Genomic DNA, 23837 nt, shown 5'->3' with positions numbered 1-23837 from the left:
CGTCGCAGGGGGCGGCGGGGAGACAGGCATGAAGATCAGCCGCAGGGGATTTGGCCTGGGACTGGCCGCTTTTGCCGCATTCGGCTTGCCCGCGCCCGGGCAGGCGGCCGAAGACAGCGGCGTGCAGGTGATCCGGCAATGGTACCGGCTGATGCTGGAGCTGGTGCGCCACACACCGACCTATTCGCCCCCCGTGGCCAGCCGCGCCTTTGCCTATATCGGCGTGATCGCACATGAGGCTCTGCGCGGCGGACCGGGTGGCGGGGTGACGCTGGCGGGCCAGTTGAACGAGCTTCTTCCCCTGCCCGACCGCGAGGGTGGTGTCGCCTATGACGAGGCGGTGCTGTTGAACGCGGCGCTGGCCCTGGCGGTGAAGGAATTCTTCTCGAACACCGGGCCGACCGGCCAGCGCGCCATGCAAGCGATGGAAAAGGTGCTGACGGCACAGGTAGAAACCGGCATCGCGCCCGATGTGCTGCGGCGCAGCCGGGACTTTGCCGAGGCGGTGGTGCTGCATGTCAGCGCCTGGTCGGGGGCGGATCGTGGCGCCGTGGTGGAAAATCTGGGCTTTCCCGAGACCTGGGAACTGACCCCCGGCCCGGCGCATTGGGTGCCCACCAGCACCGTCGCCGTGCAGCAGAAACCGCTGCTGCCCTACTGGGGCAACGTGCGCCCCTTCGCTATGCCGGAAGGCAACAGCTGCCCCCTGCCGCCGCCGCCCGCCTATTCCGAGGACCCCGCGTCCGAATTCTACGCCGAGGCGAAGGAGGTCTATGAAGCGGTCAAGAACCTGACCCCGGAACAGCGGGCCATTGCCGCCTTCTGGTCGGATGATCCGATGCTGTCCTCGACCCCGCCCGGGCACTGGATCTCGATCGCGATGACCGAGCTGGATGCCGAGGGCGCGCCAGCGACACGCTGGGCGGCAGTTATGGCGCGGCTGGGGATCACGCTGGCCGATGCCTTTATCGGCTGCTGGCATACCAAGTTCGAATACGATCTGGTCCGGCCCATCACCTATATCCAGCGCGTGATCGACCCGAAATGGCAGCCGATCCTGAACACGCCGCCCTTCCCGGAATATCCTTCGGGCCATTCCACCCAATCCGGCGCGGCGGCGGCGGTGCTGGATGCGGTGTTCGGCGCCGACCATGCCTTTGTCGATGGCACCCATCTGGATGACGGCATCCCGGAACGGCCCTTCGCCAATTTCCAGGCGGCAGCGCAGGAGGCGGGTATTTCGCGGCTCTATGGCGGCATTCATTTCCGCGCCGCGATCGAGCGCGGATTGGAGCAAGGGGCGTGTATCGGCGCCTATGCGGTTCGGCTGAGGATCCAGGCATGAACAGCGCAGTGATCTTCGCCGCCATCCTGACCGCCCTTCTGCTGGCGGCCGCCGCCAAGGGAGAAACCGCGGCGGACCCGGTCGTGCCGGGGTATGAGGAAGAAACCGCAACATCCGGGCTGAGCCACACATTCTCGGGTGAATGGACCTTCATGGTCGGTGGCGGGGCGGCGGTGTTCGATTGCAATGGCGATCTGAAACCCGAGGTCTTTCTTGCGGGCGGCACCGCGTCGGCGCGGCTTTTCCTGAACGAAAGCGAGACCGGTGGCGCGCTGAAATTCGCCGCAGCCGAAAGCGGCCTGGAAATCGACCAGGTTTCGGGCGCCTGGCCACTGGACATCGATGGGGACGGGATCACCGATCTGGCAGTTCTGCGCGTGGGAGAGGACCGGCTGATGCGCGGCCTTGGCGATTGCAAGTTCGAAGATGCAAGCGCCAGCTGGGGCTTTGACGGGTTGGACCTGTGGTCCACCGCCTTTGCCGCCATGTGGGAGAAAGGCCAATCCTGGCCGACACTTGCGGTCGGTTCTTACATCGACCGCACGCAAGAGGCCTTTCCCTGGGGATCGTGTACGCCGAACCACCTGTATCGTCCGGCTGCGACGGGCGGCTATGGCGCGCCGATCGCGTTGAAGCCGGGCTTCTGCGCCCTGTCGATCCTGTTCACCGACTGGAACCGCTCGGGCGCGCCCAGCCTGCGGGTGTCGAATGACCGCGAATATTACAAGGGCGGGCAAGAGCAGCTTTGGCATTTCCCGCCAAATGCGCCACCGGCCCTGTACACCGCCGAGGAAGGTTGGGCGCGGTTGCGCATCTGGGGCATGGGCATCGCCCAGACCGACGTGACTGGCGACGGCTATCCCGACTATTTTCTGACCTCGATGGCCGACAACAAGTTGCAGGTCCTGGCCGACCCCGCGACCGGCAAGCCGCAATTCACCGACGAGGCCTTCAAGCGTGGCGTCACCGCGCATCGGCCCTTCATCGGCGATGACAAGCGGCCCTCGACCGCCTGGCATGCGGAATTTTCTGATGTCAACAACGACGGGTATGACGATCTTTACATCGTCAAGGGAAATGTCTGGGACATGCCGGACTTTGCAGAAAAAGACCCGAATAACCTGCTGTTGCAGCGCGAAGATGGCACATTCCTCGAAGCGGCGGGCCTTGCCGATGTCGCCAGCATGGCCGAGGGCCGTGGTGGGGCGGCGGTCGACCTGAATGCCGATGGCTTGCCTGATCTGATTTCCGTCAACCGAAATGCCCCGACGCAGCTTTGGCGCAATACCGGCGGGTCAGGCATCGGCCATTTCCTGTCGCTGCGCCTGTCGCAGCCGGAGGGCAATCGCGATGGAATCGGCGCGATCATCGAAGTTCGTGCCAAGGACCTGCCCTTGCAGACCCATGAGATCACCGTGGGCGGTGGGCATGGCGGCGGCCATCTGGGTTGGCAGCATTTCGGGCTTGGGGCGGCGGATAAGGCCGATGTGCGCATCACCTGGCCGGGCGCGGCACCCGGGCCGTGGCAAAACCTTTCCGGCGATGCCTTTTGGCAGTTGACGCCGCGGGCAGATCCGCAGCGTCAGGTGCCCTGACGGCCCGACGCGCGGAGAAACCCTTGACTCCCGCCCGGACGAATTGTCCAACTGGTCAAAGAACCGGCCGCAAGGAATGGCCGGGCGAACCACTGGGAGTTCTGACATGTTCCTGAAACACGGTCTTGGCCGCGCTGCGGCGATTGCGGTCTTGCTTGCGGGCACTGCCCCTGTGGCACTGATGGCCGAAACCCCGGCGGACACGCTGGTCGTGGCCGATGCGATCGACGATATCGTCTCGATCGACCCGGCGGAGGCCTTTGAATTCTCGGGCGTCGACCTGAACAACAACGTCTATGACACGCTGATCGAGCTGGACCCGACCAAGCCGGGCGAGCTGGTGCCGGGCCTGGCCGAAAGCTGGTCGGTGGCCGATGACGGCGTGACCTATACCTTCAAGATCAAGTCGGGCATCACCTTCAGCAGCGGCAACCCGCTGACGGCGCAAGTCGCGGCAGACTCGCTGAAGCGCGTGGTCAAACTGAACAAGACCCCGGCCTTCATCCTGACGCAGTTCGGCCTGACGGCGGAAAATGTCGATCAGATGATCACCGCCGACGGCGATACGGTCACGCTGAAGACCGACAAGGCCTATGCACCCTCTTTCGTCTACAACTGCCTGACTGCGGGCGTGGCGAATATCGTCGACATGACCGAAGTCATGACCCATGAGGTCAATGGCGATATGGGCAATGAATGGCTGAAGGCCAATTCGGCCGGCACCGGCGCCTATGTGCTGAAAAGCTTCAAGCCGAATGAAGGCTATGTGCTGGAGCGCCGCGAAGGCCATTGGCGCGGCGATGCCAAGCTGAAGACTGTGTTCATGCAACATATCCCGGAAGGCGCGACCGAGCGCCTGCTCTTGGAAAAGGGCGATATCGACATCGCGCGCGAACTGACGCCGACCGATATCGAGGGCCTGTCGGGCAACCCGGATGTGAAGATCCAGGGCGATGTGGGCGGCCAGATCTACTATCTGGCGCTGAACCAGAAGAACGAAGCGCTGGCCAATCCCAAGGTTCAGGAAGCCATGCGTTATGCCATTGATTACAAGGGCATGACTGACAGCATCCTGAAGGGCATGTGGGTCGTGCACCAGAACTTCTTGCCGCAGGGCTTCCTGGGCGCGCTGGATGAGAACCCCTACAGCCTGGATATCGAGAAAGCCAAGGCGCTGATGGCGGAATCGGGTCTGACCCTGCCGATCGAGATCGGCTTCACCGTCCGCAACAACCAGGAACGGCTGGACATCGCGACCTCGATCCAGAACACCTTCGCCCAGATCGGCATCAATCTGAAAATGGATGTGGGCGACGGCAAGCAGGGTCTGGAAACCTATCGTGGCCGCAAGCATGACATCACGCTGCAAACCTGGGGCCCGGACTATCCCGATCCGCATACCAACGCCTCGACCTTTGCCTCGAACCCCGACAACAGCGACGAAGCGGGCGCGACCGGCTATCTGGCGTGGCGGACCGCTTGGGATCCGGGTGCCGAGATCAATGCCGAGACCGACGCGGCCGTGGTCGAGAAGGACACCGACAAGCGCAAGGCCATGTATGAGGACCTGCAACGCAAGGTGCGCGACACTTCGGCCTTCGTGCTGATGTTCCAGCAGGCGCGGCAGGACGGGCTGCGCGCCAATGTAGAGGGCTTCTATGCCGGTGGGGCGACCGACTCGGTCACCTACTGGACGATCACCAAGTAAGCGACAGGCCGCCGCGTGCCCCAACGGGTCCGCGGCGGCCGTTTTGATTCATGAGCGACATCTCGACCCCCCAGGGCGGCAATCGCCTCGCCCGGCTGCTGGTGCAAATCCTGCTTGGCCTTGGCACGCTGGCGATCACCATCCTTGGCCTTCTTCTCATCACCTTCATCATTGGCCGGGTCGTGCCCATCGACCCCGTCCTGTCCATTGTGGGCGAGCGCGCGACACCCGCCCAGATGCAGGCCGTGCGCGACGCGCTGGGGCTGGACCTGCCGATGTGGGAGCAATTCTACATCTACGTCCGCGATGCGCTGCAGGGCGATCTGGGTCGTTCGATCCGCACCGGCATGCCCGTGGCGCAGGACATTGCCCGCTTCTTCCCCGCCACGCTGGAACTGGCGACGCTGGGCACGATCTTCGGCACGCTGGTCGGCATTCCGGCGGGGGTGCTGGCGGCGACCAGACCCGGATCGATCTCGGATCAGCTTGTGCGGCTGGTTGGCCTGATGGGCTATTCGATGCCGGTCTTCTGGCTGGGTCTTGTGGGGCTTCTGATCTTTTACGGCAAGCTTGACTGGGTGGCCGGCCCGGGGCGCCTCGACCCGGCCTATGACATGATGCTGGAGTTCCAGCTTACGCAATATACCGGCATGGTGCTGCTGGATTCGCTCTTGAACGGCGCCTGGGACATCTTCCGCAACGCGCTGTCGCATATCATCCTGCCCGCGGGCCTGCTGGGCTATATCTCGATGGCCTATATCAGCCGGATGACCCGCAGCTTCATGATGAACGAGCTGGGCCAGGAATATATCACCACTGCCCGCGTGAAGGGCATGCCGGAATGGCGTGTGATCTGGGTTCATGCCATGCGCAATGTCATGGTGCCGCTGATCACCGTCATCGCGTTGTCCTATGCCTATCTTCTGGAGGGGTCGGTCCTGACCGAGACGATCTTTGCCTGGCCCGGCCTGGGCAGCTATATCACCGATGCCCTGTTCGCCGCCGACATGCCCGCCGTTCTGGGCGGCACCGTTGTCGTTGGTGTGGCTTTCGTCACGCTGAACATGGCCTCCGACATCCTTTACCGGCTGGTCGATCCGAGGGCGCGGGCATGAGCGGCGCACAGACCTGGCGGCAATGGGTGACCGATCCCAGCCCCTCTTCGCGCCGTCAGGCCCGCCTTGGGCAATGGTGGCTGGCCTGGCTGCGGATCAAGCGCAACAACCTGGCCATGGCCGGGCTGGTGATCGTCGGCATCCTTCTGTTCGCCGCCGCCTTCGCGCCCTGGATCGCGCCGCATGACCCGCTGGTGCAGGATCTGTCGCGGCGGCTTTTGCCGCCCGGCACGCCCGGCAACTGGCTGGGCACCGACGATTTCGGCCGGGATATCCTGAGCCGGATCATCTATGGCAGCCGGATCACGCTGTATATCATCGGGCTGGTCGCCGTGACCGCGCCGGTTCTGGGCCTCTTGATCGGCACGGTCGCCGGGTATTTCGGCGGCTGGGTCGATGCGGTGCTGATGCGGCTGACCGACATTTTCCTTGCCTTCCCCCGCCTGATCCTGGCGCTTGCGCTGGTCGCCGTCCTGGGGCCGGGGATCGAGAATGCCGTCCTGGCCATCGCCCTGACCGCCTGGCCGCCCTATGCCCGCGTTGCCCGGGCCGAGACGCTGACCGTGCGCAAATCGGACTATATCGCCGCCATCCGCCTTCAGGGTGCGGGGCCGGTGCGGATCATCGCCGGGCATATCGTGCCGATGTGCCTGCCCTCGGTCATCATCCGGGTGACGCTGGACATGGCGGGTGTGATCCTGATCGCCGCCGGTCTGGGCTTCCTTGGCCTTGGCGTGCAGCCGCCCCTGCCCGAATGGGGTCTGATGATCTCGACAGGGCGGAAATACCTGTTCGAGCAATGGTGGGTCGCCACCATGCCGGGTCTTGCGATCTTCATCGTCTCGCTGGGCTTCAACCTTCTGGGCGACGGGTTGCGCGACGTGCTGGACCCGAGGAGTGCCGCGCGATGACCCCGCTTCTGGACGTGAAGAACCTGCGCGTGACCTTTGACACCGAGACCGGGCCGGTCGAGGCGGTGCGCGGCGTGTCGTTCAGCCTGGGGCGCGAGCGGCTGGGCATCGTGGGCGAGTCGGGCTCGGGCAAGACCATGACCGGGCGCTCGGTCCTGCGGCTGATCCGGCCGCCGGGGCGGATCGCGGCGGATGCGATGCGGTTCGACGGGCAGGATCTGATGAAGGCCGGGGAACGCGAGATGCGTGCGTTGCGTGGCAAGCGCATCGGCATGGTGATGCAGGACCCGAAGTACAGCCTCAACCCAGTGATGAACGTGGGCGACCAGTTGACCGAGGGGCTGCGGCGCCGCGACGGGCTGGGCCGCAAGGATGCCCGCGCCAAGGCGCTTGCCGCGCTGGAAGCGGTGCAGATCCGCGACCCCGAGCGGGTGATGGCGGCCTATCCGCATGAGCTTTCGGGCGGCATGGGCCAGCGGGTGATGATCGCGATGATGCTGATCCCGGAGCCCGACCTGCTGATCGCCGACGAACCCACCTCTGCGCTGGACGTGACGGTGCAGGCCGAAGTCCTGTCGATCCTTGATGGTCTGGTAAAGGATCGCGGCATGGGCCTGATCTTCATCAGCCATGACCTGCGGCTGGTGTCGCGGTTCTGCGACCGGGTGCTGGTGATGTACAAGGGCAAGGTGGTGGAGGAACTGGCCGCCCGCGATCTGATGCAGGCCAGGCACCCCTATACCCAGGGCCTGTTGAACTGCCTGCCCCGGATCGGCGGCGACCGCGGCCCCCTGCCCGGTCTTGACCGAACGGGCGACTGGGCCAGGGAGGGCGCGGCATGAGCCTGATCGAGATCGAGAAGCTTTCTGTCACCTTCCAGGCCCAAGGCCGCGAGGTTCGGGCGGTGCAGGATGTATCCTTTAATGTCGAGGCCCGCGAAAGCTATGGGCTGGTGGGCGAATCCGGTTCGGGCAAATCCACCATCCTGCGTGCGATCTGCGGCATGGCGCCGGTCTCGGCCGGGGCGATCCGGCTGGACGGTCAGCCGCTGAATGCGGGCCATGGCTTTGCGCGTCAGGTGCAGATGGTCTTCCAGGATCCCTATGCCAGCCTGCATCCGCGCCATACCATCGACCGCACCCTGTCCGAGCCGCTGGCGATCCATGGCATCGCCGAGTCTGACCGCCGCGTGGTCAAGGCGCTTACGGATGTTGGCCTGCCTGCCTCGTTCCGCTTCCGCTATCCGCATCAATTGTCGGGCGGGCAGCGACAGCGCGTCGCCATCGCCCGCGCCCTGATGCTGGAGCCGAAGATCCTGCTGCTGGACGAACCGACCAGCGCGCTGGATGCCAGCGTTCAGGCCGAAGTGCTGAACCTGCTGTCCGCGCTGCGCGAGGACCGCGGCCTGACCTTCCTGATGGTCAGCCATGACCTGGCGGTGATCGACCACATGTGCGACCGCGTTCTGGTCATGCAGCATGGCCGCGCGGTCGAGGAACTGGCCCGCGCCGATCTTGCCAATGCCAGGATGAAGACAGACTACGCCCGCAGCCTGTTCGAAGCCTCGGCCGACCGCATGCTGGATGCCACGACATGAACCCTGGCGTCATGACCCCGGTCTTCGACGGCCACAATGACCTGCTCCTGCGCCTGCTGCTGGATCCCGCCCGCCGCGACCAGATCTTCCTGACGGGCGAGGGCAAGGGCCATCTCGACCTGCCGCGCATGAAAGCCGCCGGGTTTGCCGGCGGCTTCTTCGCCATCTACCTGCCCTCGCCCCCCGACCCCGACGATGCGGCCCATCACAAGTCGATGGAGACACCGCCCTATCGCCTGCCCCTGCCCGAAGCGATTCCCTTCGATCAGGCCGTGCCCCCTGCCCTTGCGGCCATGGGGCATCTGATGTGGATGGAACGCGCCAGCGGCGGTGCCGTGAAGATCGTGCGCGATGCCGATGCGCTGGACGCCTGCCTTGCTGACGGCACCATCGCCGCGGTGATGCATATGGAAGGCGCCGAGGCGATCGACGAAAGCCTTGATGCGCTGCATGTTTTCCATGCGGCGGGCCTGCGCTCGCTGGGCCCGGTCTGGTCGCGGCCCACGATCTTTGGCCATGGCGTGCCCTTCGCTTACCCATCCAGCCCTGATACCGGGCCGGGCCTGACCGATGCGGGCAAACGCCTTGTGCGCGACTGTAACGCGCTGGGGGTGATGCTGGATCTGAGCCATCTGAACGAGGCCGGGTTCAACGATGTGGCGGCGCTGTCGGACGCGCCGCTGGTCGCCACCCATTCCAATGCCCATGCCGTCACACCGTCGTCGCGCAACCTGACCGACCGGCAACTGGCGATGATCCGCGAGACCGGCGGCATGGTGGGGCTGAATTTCTCGGTCTCGTTCCTGCGGCCCGACGGGCAGCGGATCGCGCAGACCGGCTGGGATGTGATGCTGCGCCATCTTGACCATCTGATCGAGGCGCTGGGCGAGGATCATGTCGGACTGGGCTCCGATTACGACGGCTGCCTGACGCCCGAGATACTGGGCGACGTGACCGGCCTGCCGCACTTGCTTGATGCTCTGTCACGGCATGGCTATGACCGCGCCCTGATCGAGAAGCTGGCGCATCGCAACTGGCAATCCGTCCTGCGTCGGACGTGGCGCGGCTGACAACTGCCGTGTCGGCCCCTGTGGGTTGGAGCGCGCGCATGGCCCCGGTCAACCGCGCCATTCCGCGACGCGCCAGACCGCGGGCGACTGTCCGACGGCACGCTTGAACTCGCGGCTGAAGTGGAAGGCGTCGAAGAACCCGGTCGCCTCGGCGATCTGCTTCAGGCTCAGCTTGCTTTCCTGCATCAAGCGCTGCGCACGGACAAGCCGTTGATTTCGAAGGAAGCTGCGGGGCGTGACCCCCACATGCTGATGGAACAGCCTGCGCAACTGCGAATGGCTTAGCCTAGCGACCTTGGCCATGTCTTCGGCGGTCCAGGGCGCCTCGGGGTGGTCCATCATCTGTTTCATCAGCCGGTCGAGCGGCGCGGGCAGAAGGCTGCGTGCCTCGGAATTCGCAGGCCCGGACAGGAGTTCCAGAAACCGGGCCAGCACCGCGTTCAGCCGCACCTCGACCCCGGGCCGCTGGTCCGACAGAGTGCTGAACAGGGTCTGGAACCAGGCGATCATCTCGGCGCCGCTGGCGATGTTCACCTGCGGCCCGCCCTGACCAAGGATCCTCAACCGCAACAGGGGCAGGTCCGGCCCCTGCATCCGGAACCACATCACCGACCAGGGGTCGGCAATATCCGCCCAATGCTCATGCGGCTGATCCCCCGGGATCCATACAAGCTGCCCCGGCGCGATACGCAGCAGCTCGGCCCCGATCCGTACCTCGCCCCGACCCGAAAGGCAGTAGAGCACGTCATCGCCCGGGCAATTTTGCCGCGCGATGCCGCCGCCGGGCGCTGCGTCGATCCATCCCGCGCGCAGGACCGAGAGGAAAAGATACCGCGCTGCGGCATCGGGCAGGTGGTAGAGGCTCAGCCGCGTGACGGCAGTTCTGGAATTTTCAGTCATGCGCGTTTCGTACATGTATTTTCACATCGCGTCTATTCGCAGACAGCGCCCATCTGCTTAACGATGAGTCTTGGAGTAGGAGAAAAGCGCCAGCTGCCGGGAGGAACGGATGCTCGCATCGAAATTCTGCATCGCAGGCAAACGCCTGCGCGCGCGCTGCGAGGCGCATCAATGACCGCCCAGATTGGTAAGGCCGTGGCTCCGGGGCGCGTCCGGGGCATCTCGATGCGGTCGCGGCTTCTGGGCGCGCGCGAGACCGGCGTATTCCTCGCTTTCGTGGTGATGTGCGCCTTTCTGGCGCTGACCACCGACAGTTTCCTGACCCTTGCCAACCTCTTGAATGTGGGCCGCCAGGTCTCGCTTCTGGGCATCATGGCGGTCGGCATGACCTTCGTGCTGATTTCGGGCGAGATCGATCTGTCCATCGGATCCACCTATGCGCTGGCCGGGCTGGGCGCGGGAATGGCAATCGTGGCGGGCTATGGCGTGGCGCCGGCGATTGCGCTTGGCCTGTCGCTTGGCGTTCTGGTCGGCCTGATCAACGGGCTTCTGTCGACCTATGGACGCCTGCCTTCGCTGATCGCGACGCTGGGCATGATGTCGGTGATCCGCGGCGTGGCTCTTTTGATGACCAATGGCGAGCCGGTGACGGTCAACACCCGCAATGGCGCCGATCCGGGCGTGCTGGAAACCTTTCTCGCTTTGGGTCAGGGCCGCATCGCCGATCTGGTCCCGATGCAGCTTGTTTTCTTCATCCTCGCCGCCGTGTTGGGCTGGGTCTTGCTGTCGCGCACCAGCTTTGGCTTCCGCATCTTCGCCGTGGGCGGCAGCCCCAAGGCGGCGCGCGTCTCGGGGATCAATGTCGATGCGGTGAAGATCTGGGCCTTCGTGGTCATGGGCGCTCTCGCCGCAGTGGCGGGCATTCTGTCCATGGCCTTCCTTCCCAGCGGCCAGGCTGGCCGTACCGGGATCGGACTGGAGCTGGATGTGATCGCCGCCGTCGTGGTGGGCGGCGCATCGCTGGCCGGGGGCAGCGGCAGCATCCTTGGAACCGTGCTGGGCGTGCTGATCATTGGCGTCCTGCGCAATGGGCTCGTGCTGAGCGGCGTCTCGCCGTTCACCCAGGAAGTGATGATCGGACTGGTCATCATCGTGGCCGTCGCGATCGACAGGTGGAGCATCCGGTCCCATCGGACCTGAGCCCCCCGAGATCGCCAGCGGAACAAAACCAGAGGGAGGAAGGAATGAAATTGAAGGCCAGTGTGATCGCCCTGATCGCCGGGCTGGCGCTTGCGGCGCCCGCCATGGCGGATCCGGTCAGCGTCGACAGCTTTGCGCTGGCGCCGCGCATCAAGGAGAAGGTGGCAGCGGGCGGAGAGCTGAATATCTATGTCTCCTATCACGACACCTCGAACGAATTCGCCCCGGCCATCAAGGCTGGCGTCGAGAAGGGCGACGCCATCGAGGGCGTGACCGCGCATTTCATCGGGCCAGTTGGCGCCGATGCCGATGCCCAGATCTCGGAAATCGAGACCTTGATGAATGACATGGACGGGCTGGCGATCTCGTCCGTCAGCACCGACGCCCTGGCGCCGATCATCAATCGCGTGATCGAGGCGGGCATCCCGGTCATCACCTACAACACCGACAATCCCGACAGCAAACGGCTGGTCTTTGCCGGGCAGGACCTTGTCCAGTCCGGGCGCGAGGCGGGCAAGCTGATGGGCGACGTGCTGGGCGGCAAGGGCCGGGTGATGATCGCCACCATCGATGCCTCGGCGCAATGGTCGCTGGACCGCGAAAAGGGCGCACGCGAAGGTCTGGCCGCCTTCCCGGATATTGAGGTCGTCCGCACCCTGAACACCGGCACCGATCCGCAGGAAATCTACGCCGCGATCGAAAACGCAATGCTGGCCGATCCGGGCATCACCGGCATCCTTTCGCTGGAATGCTGCTCGACCCCGGCCGCCGGCGAATGGGTGTCGCGCAACAACAAGAAAGACGAGGTCAAGGTTGTCGGCTTCGACCTTCTGGACCAGACGGTCGATCTTGTCAGCGATGGCGTGATCCAGGCCACCATCGACCAGGCACCCGAGCGTCAGGGCTATGAGGCGGTGAACCTGCTGGTCAGCTTCCTGAAGGGCCAGCCGATCGACAATCTCGACACCGGCGTCGGCATCTTCACCCCCGAAAACATCGGCGAAGTCGCCAAGTAATCCGCTCTGGCGTCCCGGGCCCGCTGTCCGGGGCGCCCCCTGCCCTGAAAGACGAATAGGCAATCCCCATGTCGGCCCCCTTCCTCGAATTGCGGGACATCACCAAGGCCTTTCCGGGCGTTGTCGCCATGGATCGCGTCTCGGTCGGATTTCGTCCCGGCGAGGTCCATGCGATCATCGGCGAGAATGGCGCGGGCAAGAGCACGATGATGAACGTGCTCGCGGGGGAATTGCTGCCCAACAGTGGCACGATCCTTGTCGACGGCACGCCCGTGACCATCGGCTCGGCGCTTGCCAGTCAGGCGCTTGGCGTCCGCGTCGTGTTTCAGGAATTGTCGCTTTGCGAAAACCTGACCGTGGGCGAGAATGTCGTCCTTGGCCGCTATGCGGCGGGGCGTCCGCTGTCGCTGCTGGATCGCCGCCGCGCCTCGGAAGCCGCGACCGAGGCGCTGGACCGGCTGGGCCTGACCGAGATCGGCATCCATGACCCGGTGCGCAGCCTGACCGTGGCGCAGAAGCAGATGGTGGAAATCGCCCGCGCGATTTCGCAGGAGGCGCGGCTTCTGGTGCTGGATGAACCGAATTCCGCCCTGTCGCCCACCGAAAGCGCGCGGCTTTTTGACGTGGTGCGCGCGCTTCGGGCGCGCGGCGTGACCGTGCTCTATGTCTCGCACCATCTGGACGAGGTGCGTGCGCTGGCCGACCGCATTTCCGTGATGCGCGACGGGCGTCTACAGATCACTCTCGACAACACGCCCGACCTGACCTCAGCCGATCTTGTCGCCCATATGGTCGGTCGCGCCGTGGATACGGCCGAACAATATTCCCGCCTTGCGCCGCCCGCTGCCAAGGATGCGGCGCCGGTGCTGCGGATCAGCGGGCTGCGCGTGCCGGGCCGGATCGACGGTATCGACCTTTCGGTCGCCGCGGGCGAGATCGTCGGCGTGGCAGGCCTGCCCGACAGCGGCAAGGACTGTCTGGCCGAGGCGATCTTCGGCCTGATGCCCCGCAGCGGCACGGTCGAGATTGGCGGTATCCGGCTTGCCCCTTCGCAACCCTCGCACGCCATCGCCGCGGGCATGGCGCTGATCCCGGCAGACCGCCGTGGTGCGGGCGCGCTTTTGACCATGAGCGTGGCCGACAATGTCGTCTCCTCGACCCTGCGGGTCTTCAGCCGGGCGGGCTTTCTGCGCCGCCGCCAGATCCGGGATTGCGCCAGCCGCTATGTCAACGACTTGCAGGCCAAGGTGTCTGATTTCGGTCAGCGCATCGCCACGCTCTCGGGCGGCAACCAGCAGAAGATCATCCTAGCGCGCGGCCTGGTCTCGCAGCCCAAGCTGCTGATCCTGCACGAACCCACGCGCGGCATCGACGTGGGCGCCAAGGCCGAGATCTACGCCATCCTCAAAAACCTTGCCGCAGATGGGCTGGCGATCCTGATGATCTCTTCGGAACTGCCCGAGATCGTCCTGCATTCCGGCCGCGTCGTGGTCATGGCCGACAGGCAGGTGACCGGAGAACTGACCGGCGGCGATGTGACCGAAGAGGCGGTCATGTCGCTGGCCACGCAAAAGGCAGCACATCATGTCCATTGACGCCCCCAAGACAGGTCCGAAAATCACCGTGGTCGGCAGTTTCGCCGTCGGCCTGACCATCCGAACCCCGATCATCCCGGTCTTCGGCCAGACACTGTTCGGGTCGGATTTCGACCTGGGGCCGGGCGGCAAGGGCTCGAACCAGGCGGTCGGCGTGGCGCGGCTGGGCGCGCAATCCTCGATCGTCGCCTGCCTTGGTCAGGACGAACTGGCCGGGGTCGCGACCCGGCTTTATGAGGCCGAAGGCGTGGACACCACGCATCTGCACCGCACCGCCGACAAGGCGACCGGTGTGGGCTTCATCGTCCTGAATGCCTCGGGCGACAATTTCATCATCCTCGACATGGGCGCCAATACGCTGATGGACCCGGTGCGGGTCGATACCGCGCGCGACTGCATCGCAGGCAGCGATGTGGTGATGTCCGTGCTGGAGATCCCGGTCGCCGCCGCCGCCCGGGCGATGAAGCTGGGCCGCGAAGCCGGGGCGCGCACCATTCTCAACCCGGCCCCGGCGATTGCCCTGCCTGACGGGCTTCTGGAACATGTCGATTACCTGACCCCGAATGAAAGCGAGCTGCGGCTGCTTCTGGGCCTGCGTCCCGACGATCCGACCGAAACGCATGAACTGGCCCTGGCCTTGCGGCGGCGCGGGGTGGGAACGGTGATCGTGACCATGGGTGGCGCGGGCGCGCTGATCCTGAACGACGAGCTTGATCTGATGGTGCCGGCCCCTGCGGTCGATGTGGTCGACACCACCGGTGCGGGCGACAGTTTCAACGCGGCCTTCGCCGTGGCGATCGGCGAAGGGCTTCCCCTGGTCGAAGCGGTCCGCTGGGGTGTGGCCGCGGGGGCCCATGCCTGCACGCGTCTGGGCGTCATCCCCTCGATGGCGCATCGCGACGAGCTGATGGGGATGCTGGAAAAATGACCGGAGCAACTCTGGATAAGGGAGACAGGACATGAAACGCGGCAAACTGCTCAATGCCGAGCTGAACCATGCCATCGCCTCGATGGGCCATGGCGATCTGATGATCGTCTGCGATGCCGGCTTCCCGATCCCGGACACGGCCTGGCGCATCGATCTGGCGATCATGCCCGACCTGCCCGACCTCAAGACCGTGCTGGGCCTGATCGCCGAGGATATGGTGGCCGAAAAGGTCGCCTATGCCGACAATCTGCCCACCCACAACCCGCTTCTGCTGCAGACTGTGAAGGCGCTTTTCGCCGACAGCGACCACACCACCCTGCCCCATGCCGCGATCCTGGGCGAGATGGCGGCGCGGGCCAAGGTGATCGTGCGCACCGGCGCCTTCGATCCTTGGGGCAATATCCTGCTCTATTCCGGCGTCGACGTGCCGCAATGGTTCTCGAAGCCCGGCACCGTGGCTCCGCCCGAATATGCCGCCAAGATGACGAAGGGCTGACCCAGGTGGCGCGGATCTTCGACTGGGCCGTCCGGGACAGCACCCGCCTGGCAACCGTGGCTTCGCTTAGGCAGGCCAAGGGCCGCCACGCGGCCTTTGCCCAGGTCACCTGTGACAGCGCGGTCGAAGCCGCCGCCGCCGAGGCCGCCGGGATCGAACTGGCGATCTGCCGGGCGCGCAACGTGGCCGAGGTGCGCCGTGGTGCGCCCCGGATGTTCCTGACCGCCGCGCTTGGTTTTGCAGAGGCGGTGACCGATGACGAGATCCTGCGCACCGCCTTCAAGGCCCTGACCGATGGCGCCGATGCAGTGATCACCGCGCGCCGCCTTTCGGTCGTCTCGCTTCTCGCCGCCGAGGACATTCCCGTCATGGGCCATCTGGGCTTTGTGCCGCGCAAATCCACCTGGGTCGGCTCGGTGCGCGCCGTGGGCAAGACGGTCGACGAGGCGGTCGAGCTGCATCACCGCTTCCGCCGCCTGGAAGAGGCCGGCGCCTTCGCCGTCGAGGCCGAACTGGTGCCCGCACCGCTGATGGCTGAACTGTCCCGCCGCTCGGGCCTGGTCACCGTCTCGCTGGGATCGGGCAAGGGTGCCGAGGTTGTCTTCCTCTTCACCTCGGACATCTGCGGCGAGACCGAGACCACCCCGCGCCATGCCCGCCGCTACGGCGACCTTGCCCGCCTTCAGCGCGAGGTTCAGGCCGAAAGGCTGAGGGCGCTGACTGCTTTCCGCCAGGACGTGACCGCCGGTCACTTCCCGGCCCCGCAAGAGACCGCCTCGCTGCCGCAGGCCCTTCTCGACGAGATCACCCAGCGGCTTGACACCTGACGGATCCCAGTGATCCGCCTCCGCCCCTTCAAGGAACGAGACATACGATGAGAGACAGCGACTTCGGCACCCGAGACAAGCGCGGCCACTGGACGCCGAACAAGAAGCCGCAGCGCGCCCCGATCTTCGTCTGGCCGGCGCAGCCCAGGAAATTCCTCAAATGGCTGCCGGGCTATGTCTGGCCCTGGAACACGGCCTATTTTCTGGTCGCGCTGATCTCTTGGGTTTTCCTAACGCCCGACATGGCCCGCATGCAGACCTTCCAATGGGACTGGATGGCGCTGATCCTTCTGCGCAACGCCGCCTGGACGCTGGTCTTCTATGGCGGCTTCCATCTGGTGCTTTACATCCAGCGCCATCAGGAAACGAACTTCAAATACAATGCCCGCTGGCCCGACACGGACAATCCGACCTTCCTTTTCGGCAGCCAGAATGCCGAGAATGTTTTCTGGACCTTCTGCAGCGGCGTACCGGTCTGGACGGCCTTTGAATGCGGGCTCTGGTGGCTTTACGCCAACAACCATCTGCCCTTCCTGGATTTCGCCGCCCATCCGGTCTGGTTCGTCGTGGCGCTGCTGCTGATGCCCGCCTGGCGCGAGCTGCATTTCTACCTGATCCACCGGCTGATCCATGTCGGGCCGCTCTATCACCTGATCCACAAGACTCACCACAAGAACGTCAATCCGGGTCCCTGGTCGGGCATGTCGATGTCGACCCTTGAGCATATCTTCTACTTCTCGGGCGTGCTGATCCATTTCATCGTGCCGCTGCACCCGGTGCATGGCATGTTCCAGCTGGTCCATGCCGGGTTGTCGCCCGCCAAGTCGCATGTCGGTTTCGACCGGATCGTGACCTCCGAGGACTCGGCCATCAACACCGACAATTACTACCACTACCTGCACCACAAGTATTTCGAGGTGAATTACGGCGAGCGCCGCATCCCGCTCGACGAATGGTTCGGCACCGCCCATGACGGCTCTGCCGAGGCGGACGAGGCGATGTATCGCCGCATCCGCGCCAAAAAGCTGGTGCGCTGACGGAACTGGAACGGAAAGCCAAGCCATGACCAACTCTCCCGCCGCCCGGCCCGCAGGCCAATGGGTCCCGGCCTGCCGCGTCGACGACATCCCGCCCGAAGATGTGAAGCGCTTCGATCATGCCGGGCGGACCTATGTTGTGATCCGCTCGCCCGAGGGCGATTTCTACGCGATGGACGGCCATTGCTCGCATGAGAAGATCCATCTGGCCGACGGGCTGGTCGATGGCGCGATCATCGAATGCCCCCGGCATTTCGGCACGTTCGACTACAAGACCGGAGAATCGCGCAAGCTGCCCGCCTGCGTCGACCTGCGCACCTATCCCGTGCGGATCGAGGGCGACGAGGTTCAGATCCAGGTCGCCTGAGGCTGAGGCGCCGATCCTGTCTTGGGTCGGCGCTGTGCCGCATTTCGCTCAGGGGACCAGGACGGTCGACAGCTCCCCAGATTCCAAGCGCGACCGGAAATCGCCCGATCCGCTTTTCTTTGCACAGCGATCCAGCCCCCATAGAGGCTGCTCTTCGGCACATTGAGCATCGGCGGTAGATGTTCCGGCTGGCTCTCTCGCCTCTGCGCTGCCGTTTTGGGATTGGCTTGCCAGGGAGGTCCGGGGGTGGACGTCGGCCTAGAAGGACTACGGGTAGGCTTCACGGGTCGCGCGCTGTCCGTCCGCGATCATGGGCGCCTGTTGCGGAAAGAAGGCCAGCAAGCAGCACCTGTCGCGGGCTGCCTGGAAGCGGCGGGACCAGGTCAGAGGTAACACATCGCCTTGGGAACCGCCCATGGGAATCACAAAAATCGCTGTCTCTTCAGACGGGGAAGCCTTCGACGAGTCTCCTCTCCCGCAAAATCGTGCCGGGACCTGCATCTGTGCTAGAACCGGCACGCCCGAAGCCCGGCGAGTTTAAGTTCGTCGGCATCCGTTGTGCGACGAGACGACGATCGGCAAAGGTCCTACAGACGAACCAAGAATGCTTTGGAAATGTGGACCCGCCCCTACTGGTCTTTGCCAATCGCGTTCGGCCTGCATGGCACTCTGCCCACGGTCGTTGGCAGGGATCATGTTCTGTCTTAGTTTGTCGCCATGCCGACCGACGTTCTCACTCACTTCCCGCTGCGTCCCTCGCGTGTCCATGAGGTCTGCGGGCCGGGTTCTCTCGCTTTCGCAGCCCTTGCCACCCGAAGGTTCTCCCCCGTGCTCTGGGTGTGTGAGACTTGGCAGCGCGAGACGCTGAACCCGCTTGGTCTGGCGCGGTTTCTCGATCCTGCGGGGGTTTTGCTCGCCCGGACGAAGAACCAGAGCGACAGTCTCGCCGTCGCCGAGGAAGCGCTGAAGGACGGCGCCGTCGCTTTTGTCGTGATGGAGATCACCCGCCCGCTGGATCTGCGCGAGGGGCGGCGGCTGCAATTGGCGGCCAAGGCGGGGCAGACGACGGGATTGTGCCTGATCCCCGAGGGGATGGGCAGCAATGCGGCCGAAACGCGCTGGCGTTGCGCCCCTGTCTTCGATGCCGCCGCATCCGACTCGACACTCATGCGATGGGAGCTTATCAAGAACAAATCAGGAACTTTGGGCCTTTGGCATGTTCGGTGGGATGCAACGTCGCATCGTCTCGATGTGGTTTCCCCGGTTGCCGAGCGACCGGGCCCTGCGGGCGCGCCCGGTTGACGGCCCCTTTGCCCTGACGCTGAACGAGGCCAATGCAATCCGGCTTTACGACCTGAATGACCAAGCTGAACGGCAGGGCTTGCACCGGGGCATGTCCTATGCCGATGCCCGTTCCTTCTGCCCCGGGCTGCAAAGCCGGCCGGCGAATCCGGTCGGCGATGCGCGGTTCCTGCAAACGCTGCGGCGATGGGCCACGCGCTATTGTCCCTGGGTGGGACTAGAGGGCAAGGACGGGCTGGTGCTGGATGTGACCGGGGCAGCGCATCTCTTCGGCGGCGAAGCGGCGATGCTGGCCGATATGCGCACGCGACTGGCCCGGGCGGGGCTTTCGCTGCGGTTGGGGCTGGGCGACAGCCGTGGCGCCGCCTGGGCGCTGGCACATTCCGTCGAGGGCAGCGCCGCGCCAGGCCAGGCGCTTGCGACACTGGCCCGGCTTCCGGTCGCGGCCCTGCGACTGGACGACAGGACCGACACTGCCCTGCAACGGCTGGGGCTGCGCAGCATCGGCGCTTTGGAGGCGGCCCCCCGTGCCGCGCTGGCGCGGCGCTTCGGCCCCGGGCTGCTGCTGCGGCTTGATCAGGCTCTGGGTCGGCAGAGCGAACAGGTCACCCCGGCGGCTGAGCCTCCGCATTACGGGGTACGGTTGACCTTTCCCGATCCGATCGGGCTGGTTGAGGATGTTATGGCTGGGATCGCACGCCTGTTGGATCAACTCTGCATCCGGCTGAAGACGCAGGAGGCCGGGGCGCGGGCCCTCTGCCTGAGCCTGCGCCGGGTCGATCAACGGGTCCAGACGGTCGAACTGCGCCTGGCCGGAGCGCTGCGCGATGCGGGGCGCATCCTGCCCCTGTTCGAACGGGGCATCAGCGAGGTCGATGCCGGTTACGGCATCGACCAGTTGCGGCTTGAGGCGACTTTGGTTGAACCGTTGCCCGTCGAGCAGATCAGCCATGTCGCCTCGGGTCGGGCAGGCCAGCTCGACGATCTGATCAGCCGGATCGGCCTGCGGATCGGGCTGGAAAACGTGCAGCGCTTCCTGCCGGCCGACAGCCATATCCCCGAACACGGCTTCCTGGTCGCGCCCGCCGCCTGGTCCGAACCGGGCGGTTCCTGGGTCGCGCAGCGGTCGCGACCGCTGCGGCTGTTCCCGCCCGAGCCGATCGACGGCACCGGGCCACAGCCGCCGCGGCAGTTCCGCTGGCGACGGATAACGCTGACCACGGCCCGGGCGACGGGGCCGGAACGGATCGCCCCGGAATGGTGGCTTGAGGATGAAAACTGGCGCAGCGGAATGCGCGACTACTGGCATGTCGAGACCCGACAGGGCCTGCGGCTATGGCTGTTCCACACGCCGCAGACCCCCGGCTGGTTCGTGCAGGGAGAATTCGCATGAGCGACCCGTCTCGCGCCCCCGGCAAGAGCGGAGTGAGCCGCGCCGATGCCCCCGCCCCCGAAAGCGCTGGCTATGCAGAGCTTTGTGTCACCACGAATTTCACCTTCCTGACCGGGGCCTCGCATCCCGAGGAACTGGTCACCCGCGCCGCCGAGTTGGGCCTTGCCGCCATCGCCATCACCGACCGCAACACACTGGCCGGGGTGGTGCGGGCCTGGTCCGCGCTCAAGGCCCTGCGAGAGAAGGTGGAAGAGACGATCCGCATCCGCTCGCAGCACCGCACCGATCCCTGTTCGCGGCTGGAAACGGGTTCGCCCGAGGATATCGTCCGACCCTTGGCGCCGCGGCTGCCGAAGCTGATCGTCGGCGCGCGGCTGGTGCTGCGCGACAGCCCGGTGCACTGGTTGGCCCTGCCGCAGGACCGCGCCGCCTATCACCGGCTGAGCCGCCTTCTGACCCTGGGCAAAGAGCGGGCGGGGAAGGGCGACTGCCATCTGGACCGCGCCGATCTGCTGGAGGGCGGCTCCGGCATGATCCTGATCGCCGTGCCGCCGCCCCGGCTGGACGAGGCGGCCACGCATCTTCACCAGATGCAGCGCCGCTTTCCCGGTCAGGTCTTCCTCGGCGCTGCCCCGCGCTATGACGGTTCAGACCAGGCCTGGCTGACGGCCTGCGCCCGACTGGCCATAGCCTGCGCGACCCCGATGGTGGCGCTGGGCGATGTGCTGATGCATCACGCCAGCCGCCGCCAGATGGCCGATGTGCTGACCTGCATGCGCGAGCACATCACCATCGACCGGATCGGCACCCGCGCGCTGCCAAATGCCGAACGCCGCCTGAAGGGGTACAAGGATATGGCGCGGCTGTTCCGCGACCATCCCGGCGCCCTGCGCCGCACGCTGGAGATCGCCGCGCGCTGCAGCTTCGACCTGTCGGAACTCAGCCATGACTATCCCGACGAGATTTCCGGCTCCGAGCTGCCCCAGGCCCGGCTGGAACGGCTGGCGCAAGAAGGGCTTGCCCGCCGCTATCCCGAAGGGGCGCCGCAAAAGATCCACGATCTCCTGGCCAAGGAACTGCACCTCGTCGGTGAGCTGAAATACCCCGCCTATTTCCTGACCGTCCATGACATCGTGCAATACGCCCGTTCACAGGGCATCCTCTGCCAGGGCCGCGGTTCAGCCGCCAATTCGATCCTCTGCTATCTCCTCGGTATCACCGATGTGGCACCAGGGATGATTGCCATGGTCTTCGAGCGTTTCATCTCGAAATACCGCGGCGAGCCGCCCGATATCGACGTGGATTTCGAGCATGAGCGGCGCGAAGAGGTGATCCAGTGGATCTATGCGAAATACGGTCGCCACCGCGCCGGGCTTTGCGCCACCGTGATCCATTTCCGATCACGCTCTGCGATCCGTGAGGTGGGCAAGGTGATGGGCTTGTCGCAAGACGTCACGGCGGCGCTGTCGGGCCAGATCTGGGGTATGTCGAACGGCGGCGCCGATCCGGCACGGGTGCGCGAACTGGGCCTTGATCCCACCGACCGCCGCCTGGCCCAGACCATCCGCCTGATCGGCGAGATCATCGACTTTCCCCGCCATCTGTCGCAGCATGTCGGCGGCTTCGTCATCACCAAGGGACGGCTGGACGAGCTATGCCCGATCGAGAATGCGGCGATGGAGGACCGCACCGTCATCGAATGGGACAAGGACGACATCGACGCGCTCGGTATTCTCAAGGTCGATGTGCTGGGGCTGGGGATGCTGACCTGCATTCGCAAGGCCTTCGACCTGATGGCCAGTCACGAGGGCAAGACCCTGAGCATCGCTTCGGTTCCGCAGGAGGACCGGGCGACCTATGCCATGCTGCAAAAGGCCGATGCGGTGGGCGTCTTCCAGGTCGAAAGCCGGGCGCAGATGAATTTCCTGCCGCGGATGAAACCCGCCAAGTTCTACGATCTGGTGATCGAGGTCGCCATCGTCCGCCCGGGCCCGATCCAGGGCGGGATGGTGAAACCCTATATCCGCCGGCGGCAGGGGCTGGAGGATGCCGAGCCCTTCGGCCCGGAACTGGAGGAGGTGACACGGCGCACCCTGGGCGTGCCGCTTTTCCAGGAACAGGCGATGCAGATCGCCGTGGTCGGCGCCGGCTATACGGCGGAAGAGGCCGACCGCCTGCGCCGCTCGCTCGCCTCGTTCCGGCGGATGGGCACGATCGGCGAGCATCGCAACACGTTCATCGCTGGGATGCTGGCCAATGGCTACAGCGTCGAGACAGCCGAACGCTGCTTCGGCCAGATCGCGGGCTTCGCCGATTACGGCTTTCCCGAAAGCCATGCCGCGGCCTTCGCCATGCTGGCCTATGTCTCGGCCTGGCTGAAATGCCATCACCCGGCGGTCTTCGCCTGCGCGCTGTTGAATTCCCAGCCCATGGGCTTCTATGCCCCGGCCCAGATCGTGCGCGACGCCCGGGAGCATGGGGTGGTGCTGCGGCCCGTCTGTGTGAACAGCAGCGACTGGGACAACCAGCTGGAACGCCGCGCCGACGGCGCGCTGGCGCTGCGGCTGGGCTTTCGCCAGATCAAAGGGTTTCGCCAGGCGGATGCCGATCGCATCGCCCATGCCCGTGGCAATGGCTATCCCGATGTCGAGGCGATGTGGCTGCGCGCCGGCCTCGCCCCCGAAGTGCTGGAACGCCTGGCCGAGGCGGATGCCTTCCTGGCACTCGGCCTGACCCGCCGCGAGGCGCTTTGGCAGGTCCGCGCGATCCGCAGTCCGGCGCCGCTGCCGCTGTTCAGCGACCCGATCGACGGCGAGGGCATTGCCGAACCTGAGGCCCGCCTGCCCACCATGCATCTGGGCGAAGAGGTGGTCGAGGATTACCTCGCCACTCGCCTGACCCTGCGCGCCCATCCGATGGAACTTCTGCGTCCCACGCTGCCCGGTCTGACCCCGCATGACCGGCTGGCCGAGATCCCGCCCCGCCGCGTCACCGTCTGCGGCCTGGTCATCACCCGCCAGCGCCCCGGCACCGCCTCGGGCGTAATCTTTTTGACGCTCGAGGATGAGACAGGTGTTTCGAATGTGGTGGTCTGGAAGCGGATCTACAACCGCTTCCGCCGCATCGTCATGGACGGGCGGCTTCTGCGGGTGACCGGCCGGCTGGAACGCGAAGGAATCGTGGTACATCTGATCGCGGACCAGATCGAGGATCTGTCCCATCGCCTCTCCGATCTCGGTCATCCGCTGGACAACCTTCTGGGGCTGGCTACCGCAAAGACCGACAGTGCTCCACGCCGCCTGGCACCCGCGCGCGCCATGCATCCGCGCGAACAGGGCAAGCGGCTGTTTCCAAGCCGGGATTTTCATTGAAACCCGCAAGAGCCGTGTCATGCACAGCATCTGGGGCATGGAACACTGGTGCAGTTTAGATGCT

General features: G+C 65.3%; 20 protein-coding genes. 19 read left to right on the top strand and 1 reads right to left on the bottom strand.

Annotated elements, in window-relative coordinates; all coding sequences use genetic code 11:
* The first annotated feature begins 28 nt into the window (after nucleotides 1-28).
* From ACED67_RS20000 to ACED67_RS19965, 8 genes are all read left to right on the top strand, one after another.
* Complete coding sequence (locus ACED67_RS20000; protein ID WP_395543497.1) at nucleotides 29-1345, top strand: vanadium-dependent haloperoxidase; 1317 nt, start codon at nucleotides 29-31, stop codon at nucleotides 1343-1345.
* Complete coding sequence (locus ACED67_RS19995; RefSeq protein ID WP_395543496.1) at nucleotides 1342-2940, top strand: FG-GAP repeat domain-containing protein; 1599 nt, start codon at nucleotides 1342-1344, stop codon at nucleotides 2938-2940. Before ACED67_RS20000 ends, ACED67_RS19995 begins: the two co-directional genes overlap by 4 nt.
* A 106-nt stretch (nucleotides 2941-3046) precedes the next feature.
* Nucleotides 3047-4648, top strand: coding sequence for an ABC transporter substrate-binding protein (locus tag ACED67_RS19990; protein WP_395543495.1), 1602 nt, complete (start codon nucleotides 3047-3049; stop codon nucleotides 4646-4648).
* 50 nt (nucleotides 4649-4698) lie between these two features.
* Nucleotides 4699-5763 carry an ABC transporter permease gene (locus ACED67_RS19985; protein WP_395543494.1) on the top strand — a complete coding sequence of 355 codons (1065 nt, stop codon included), beginning with the start codon at nucleotides 4699-4701 and terminating at the stop codon, nucleotides 5761-5763.
* Nucleotides 5760-6674, top strand: a complete 915-nt coding sequence (locus tag ACED67_RS19980) for an ABC transporter permease (protein WP_395543493.1) — start codon at nucleotides 5760-5762, stop codon at nucleotides 6672-6674. Before ACED67_RS19985 ends, ACED67_RS19980 begins: the two co-directional genes overlap by 4 nt.
* Nucleotides 6671-7516 (top strand): ABC transporter ATP-binding protein, encoded by an 846-nt coding sequence (locus ACED67_RS19975; protein WP_395543492.1) that lies wholly within the window; start codon nucleotides 6671-6673, stop codon nucleotides 7514-7516. The genes ACED67_RS19980 and ACED67_RS19975 overlap by 4 nt, the downstream gene beginning before the upstream one ends.
* Nucleotides 7513-8271 (top strand): ABC transporter ATP-binding protein, encoded by a 759-nt coding sequence (locus tag ACED67_RS19970; protein WP_395543491.1) that lies wholly within the window; start codon nucleotides 7513-7515, stop codon nucleotides 8269-8271. Before ACED67_RS19975 ends, ACED67_RS19970 begins: the two co-directional genes overlap by 4 nt.
* A gap of 11 nt (nucleotides 8272-8282) precedes the next feature.
* Complete coding sequence (locus ACED67_RS19965) at nucleotides 8283-9341, top strand: dipeptidase (RefSeq protein ID WP_395543515.1); 1059 nt, start codon at nucleotides 8283-8285, stop codon at nucleotides 9339-9341.
* A 48-nt stretch (nucleotides 9342-9389) separates the two neighbouring features.
* Here ACED67_RS19965 and ACED67_RS19960 read toward each other — a convergent pair whose 3' ends face one another.
* Nucleotides 9390-10241, bottom strand: a complete 852-nt coding sequence (locus tag ACED67_RS19960; RefSeq protein WP_395543490.1) for a helix-turn-helix transcriptional regulator — start codon at nucleotides 10239-10241, stop codon at nucleotides 9390-9392.
* A gap of 171 nt (nucleotides 10242-10412) precedes the next feature.
* Between ACED67_RS19960 and ACED67_RS19955 the strand changes: the two genes are divergently transcribed.
* From ACED67_RS19955 to ACED67_RS19905, 11 genes are all read left to right on the top strand, one after another.
* On the top strand, nucleotides 10413-11441 hold the full coding sequence (locus ACED67_RS19955) for an ABC transporter permease (protein WP_395543489.1): 1029 nt from the start codon (nucleotides 10413-10415) through the stop codon (nucleotides 11439-11441).
* 44 nt (nucleotides 11442-11485) lie between these two features.
* Nucleotides 11486-12457 carry a sugar ABC transporter substrate-binding protein gene (locus ACED67_RS19950; RefSeq protein ID WP_395543488.1) on the top strand — a complete coding sequence of 324 codons (972 nt, stop codon included), beginning with the start codon at nucleotides 11486-11488 and terminating at the stop codon, nucleotides 12455-12457.
* Between the two features lie 68 nt (nucleotides 12458-12525).
* Nucleotides 12526-14052, top strand: a complete 1527-nt coding sequence (locus tag ACED67_RS19945) for a sugar ABC transporter ATP-binding protein (protein ID WP_395543487.1) — start codon at nucleotides 12526-12528, stop codon at nucleotides 14050-14052.
* Nucleotides 14042-14980 carry a ribokinase gene (locus tag ACED67_RS19940; protein WP_395543486.1) on the top strand — a complete coding sequence of 313 codons (939 nt, stop codon included), beginning with the start codon at nucleotides 14042-14044 and terminating at the stop codon, nucleotides 14978-14980. The genes ACED67_RS19945 and ACED67_RS19940 overlap by 11 nt, the downstream gene beginning before the upstream one ends.
* Nucleotides 14981-15011: 31 nt before the next feature.
* A complete protein-coding gene (gene rbsD, locus ACED67_RS19935) occupies nucleotides 15012-15476 on the top strand; it encodes a D-ribose pyranase (protein ID WP_395543485.1) in 465 nt (154 codons plus the stop codon).
* A gap of 5 nt (nucleotides 15477-15481) precedes the next feature.
* Entirely contained in the window at nucleotides 15482-16303 is an 822-nt protein-coding gene (locus ACED67_RS19930; protein WP_395543484.1) for a 3-methyl-2-oxobutanoate hydroxymethyltransferase, read from the top strand.
* Between the two features lie 47 nt (nucleotides 16304-16350).
* The gene (locus ACED67_RS19925) at nucleotides 16351-17340 is read left to right on the top strand and encodes a sterol desaturase family protein (protein ID WP_395543483.1); all 990 of its coding nucleotides are present in this window, start codon (nucleotides 16351-16353) and stop codon (nucleotides 17338-17340) included.
* 25 nt (nucleotides 17341-17365) lie between these two features.
* Nucleotides 17366-17707, top strand: a complete 342-nt coding sequence (locus ACED67_RS19920) for a MocE family 2Fe-2S type ferredoxin (protein ID WP_395543482.1) — start codon at nucleotides 17366-17368, stop codon at nucleotides 17705-17707.
* Nucleotides 17708-18424: 717 nt separating this feature from the next.
* Nucleotides 18425-19009 (top strand): ImuA family protein, encoded by a 585-nt coding sequence (locus tag ACED67_RS19915; RefSeq protein ID WP_395543481.1) that lies wholly within the window; start codon nucleotides 18425-18427, stop codon nucleotides 19007-19009.
* Nucleotides 18924-20402 carry a Y-family DNA polymerase gene (locus ACED67_RS19910; protein WP_395543480.1) on the top strand — a complete coding sequence of 493 codons (1479 nt, stop codon included), beginning with the start codon at nucleotides 18924-18926 and terminating at the stop codon, nucleotides 20400-20402. The genes ACED67_RS19915 and ACED67_RS19910 overlap by 86 nt, the downstream gene beginning before the upstream one ends.
* A complete protein-coding gene (locus tag ACED67_RS19905) occupies nucleotides 20399-23773 on the top strand; it encodes an error-prone DNA polymerase (RefSeq protein ID WP_395543479.1) in 3375 nt (1124 codons plus the stop codon). The genes ACED67_RS19910 and ACED67_RS19905 overlap by 4 nt, the downstream gene beginning before the upstream one ends.
* The last annotated feature ends 64 nt before the right edge of the window (nucleotides 23774-23837 follow it).

The sequence above is a fragment of the Neotabrizicola paludis genome, from assembly GCF_044142105.1.
Lineage (GTDB): Bacteria > Pseudomonadota > Alphaproteobacteria > Rhodobacterales > Rhodobacteraceae > Pseudogemmobacter.
The sequence above is the reverse complement of the archived record's forward strand: the minus strand, read 5'-3'. Positions and strand labels throughout refer to the sequence as shown.

Bases quoted from the DNA above. Each gene is read 5' to 3' on its own strand.
- ACED67_RS20000 (WP_395543497.1), top strand. From the start codon at position 29: ATGAAGATCAGCCGCAGGGGATTTGGCCTGGGACTGGCCGCTTTTGCC.
- ACED67_RS19995 (WP_395543496.1), top strand. From the start codon at position 1,342: ATGAACAGCGCAGTGATCTTCGCCGCCATCCTGACCGCCCTTCTGCTG.
- ACED67_RS19990 (WP_395543495.1), top strand. From the start codon at position 3,047: ATGTTCCTGAAACACGGTCTTGGCCGCGCTGCGGCGATTGCGGTCTTG.
- ACED67_RS19985 (WP_395543494.1), top strand. From the start codon at position 4,699: ATGAGCGACATCTCGACCCCCCAGGGCGGCAATCGCCTCGCCCGGCTG.
- ACED67_RS19980 (WP_395543493.1), top strand. From the start codon at position 5,760: ATGAGCGGCGCACAGACCTGGCGGCAATGGGTGACCGATCCCAGCCCC.
- ACED67_RS19975 (WP_395543492.1), top strand. From the start codon at position 6,671: ATGACCCCGCTTCTGGACGTGAAGAACCTGCGCGTGACCTTTGACACC.
- ACED67_RS19970 (WP_395543491.1), top strand. From the start codon at position 7,513: ATGAGCCTGATCGAGATCGAGAAGCTTTCTGTCACCTTCCAGGCCCAA.
- ACED67_RS19965 (WP_395543515.1), top strand. From the start codon at position 8,283: ATGACCCCGGTCTTCGACGGCCACAATGACCTGCTCCTGCGCCTGCTG.
- ACED67_RS19960 (WP_395543490.1), bottom strand. From the start codon at position 10,241: ATGACTGAAAATTCCAGAACTGCCGTCACGCGGCTGAGCCTCTACCAC.
- ACED67_RS19955 (WP_395543489.1), top strand. From the start codon at position 10,413: ATGACCGCCCAGATTGGTAAGGCCGTGGCTCCGGGGCGCGTCCGGGGC.
- ACED67_RS19950 (WP_395543488.1), top strand. From the start codon at position 11,486: ATGAAATTGAAGGCCAGTGTGATCGCCCTGATCGCCGGGCTGGCGCTT.
- ACED67_RS19945 (WP_395543487.1), top strand. From the start codon at position 12,526: ATGTCGGCCCCCTTCCTCGAATTGCGGGACATCACCAAGGCCTTTCCG.
- ACED67_RS19940 (WP_395543486.1), top strand. From the start codon at position 14,042: ATGTCCATTGACGCCCCCAAGACAGGTCCGAAAATCACCGTGGTCGGC.
- rbsD (WP_395543485.1), top strand. From the start codon at position 15,012: ATGAAACGCGGCAAACTGCTCAATGCCGAGCTGAACCATGCCATCGCC.
- ACED67_RS19925 (WP_395543483.1), top strand. From the start codon at position 16,351: ATGAGAGACAGCGACTTCGGCACCCGAGACAAGCGCGGCCACTGGACG.
- ACED67_RS19920 (WP_395543482.1), top strand. From the start codon at position 17,366: ATGACCAACTCTCCCGCCGCCCGGCCCGCAGGCCAATGGGTCCCGGCC.
- ACED67_RS19915 (WP_395543481.1), top strand. From the start codon at position 18,425: ATGCCGACCGACGTTCTCACTCACTTCCCGCTGCGTCCCTCGCGTGTC.
- ACED67_RS19910 (WP_395543480.1), top strand. From the start codon at position 18,924: ATGTTCGGTGGGATGCAACGTCGCATCGTCTCGATGTGGTTTCCCCGG.
- ACED67_RS19905 (WP_395543479.1), top strand. From the start codon at position 20,399: ATGAGCGACCCGTCTCGCGCCCCCGGCAAGAGCGGAGTGAGCCGCGCC.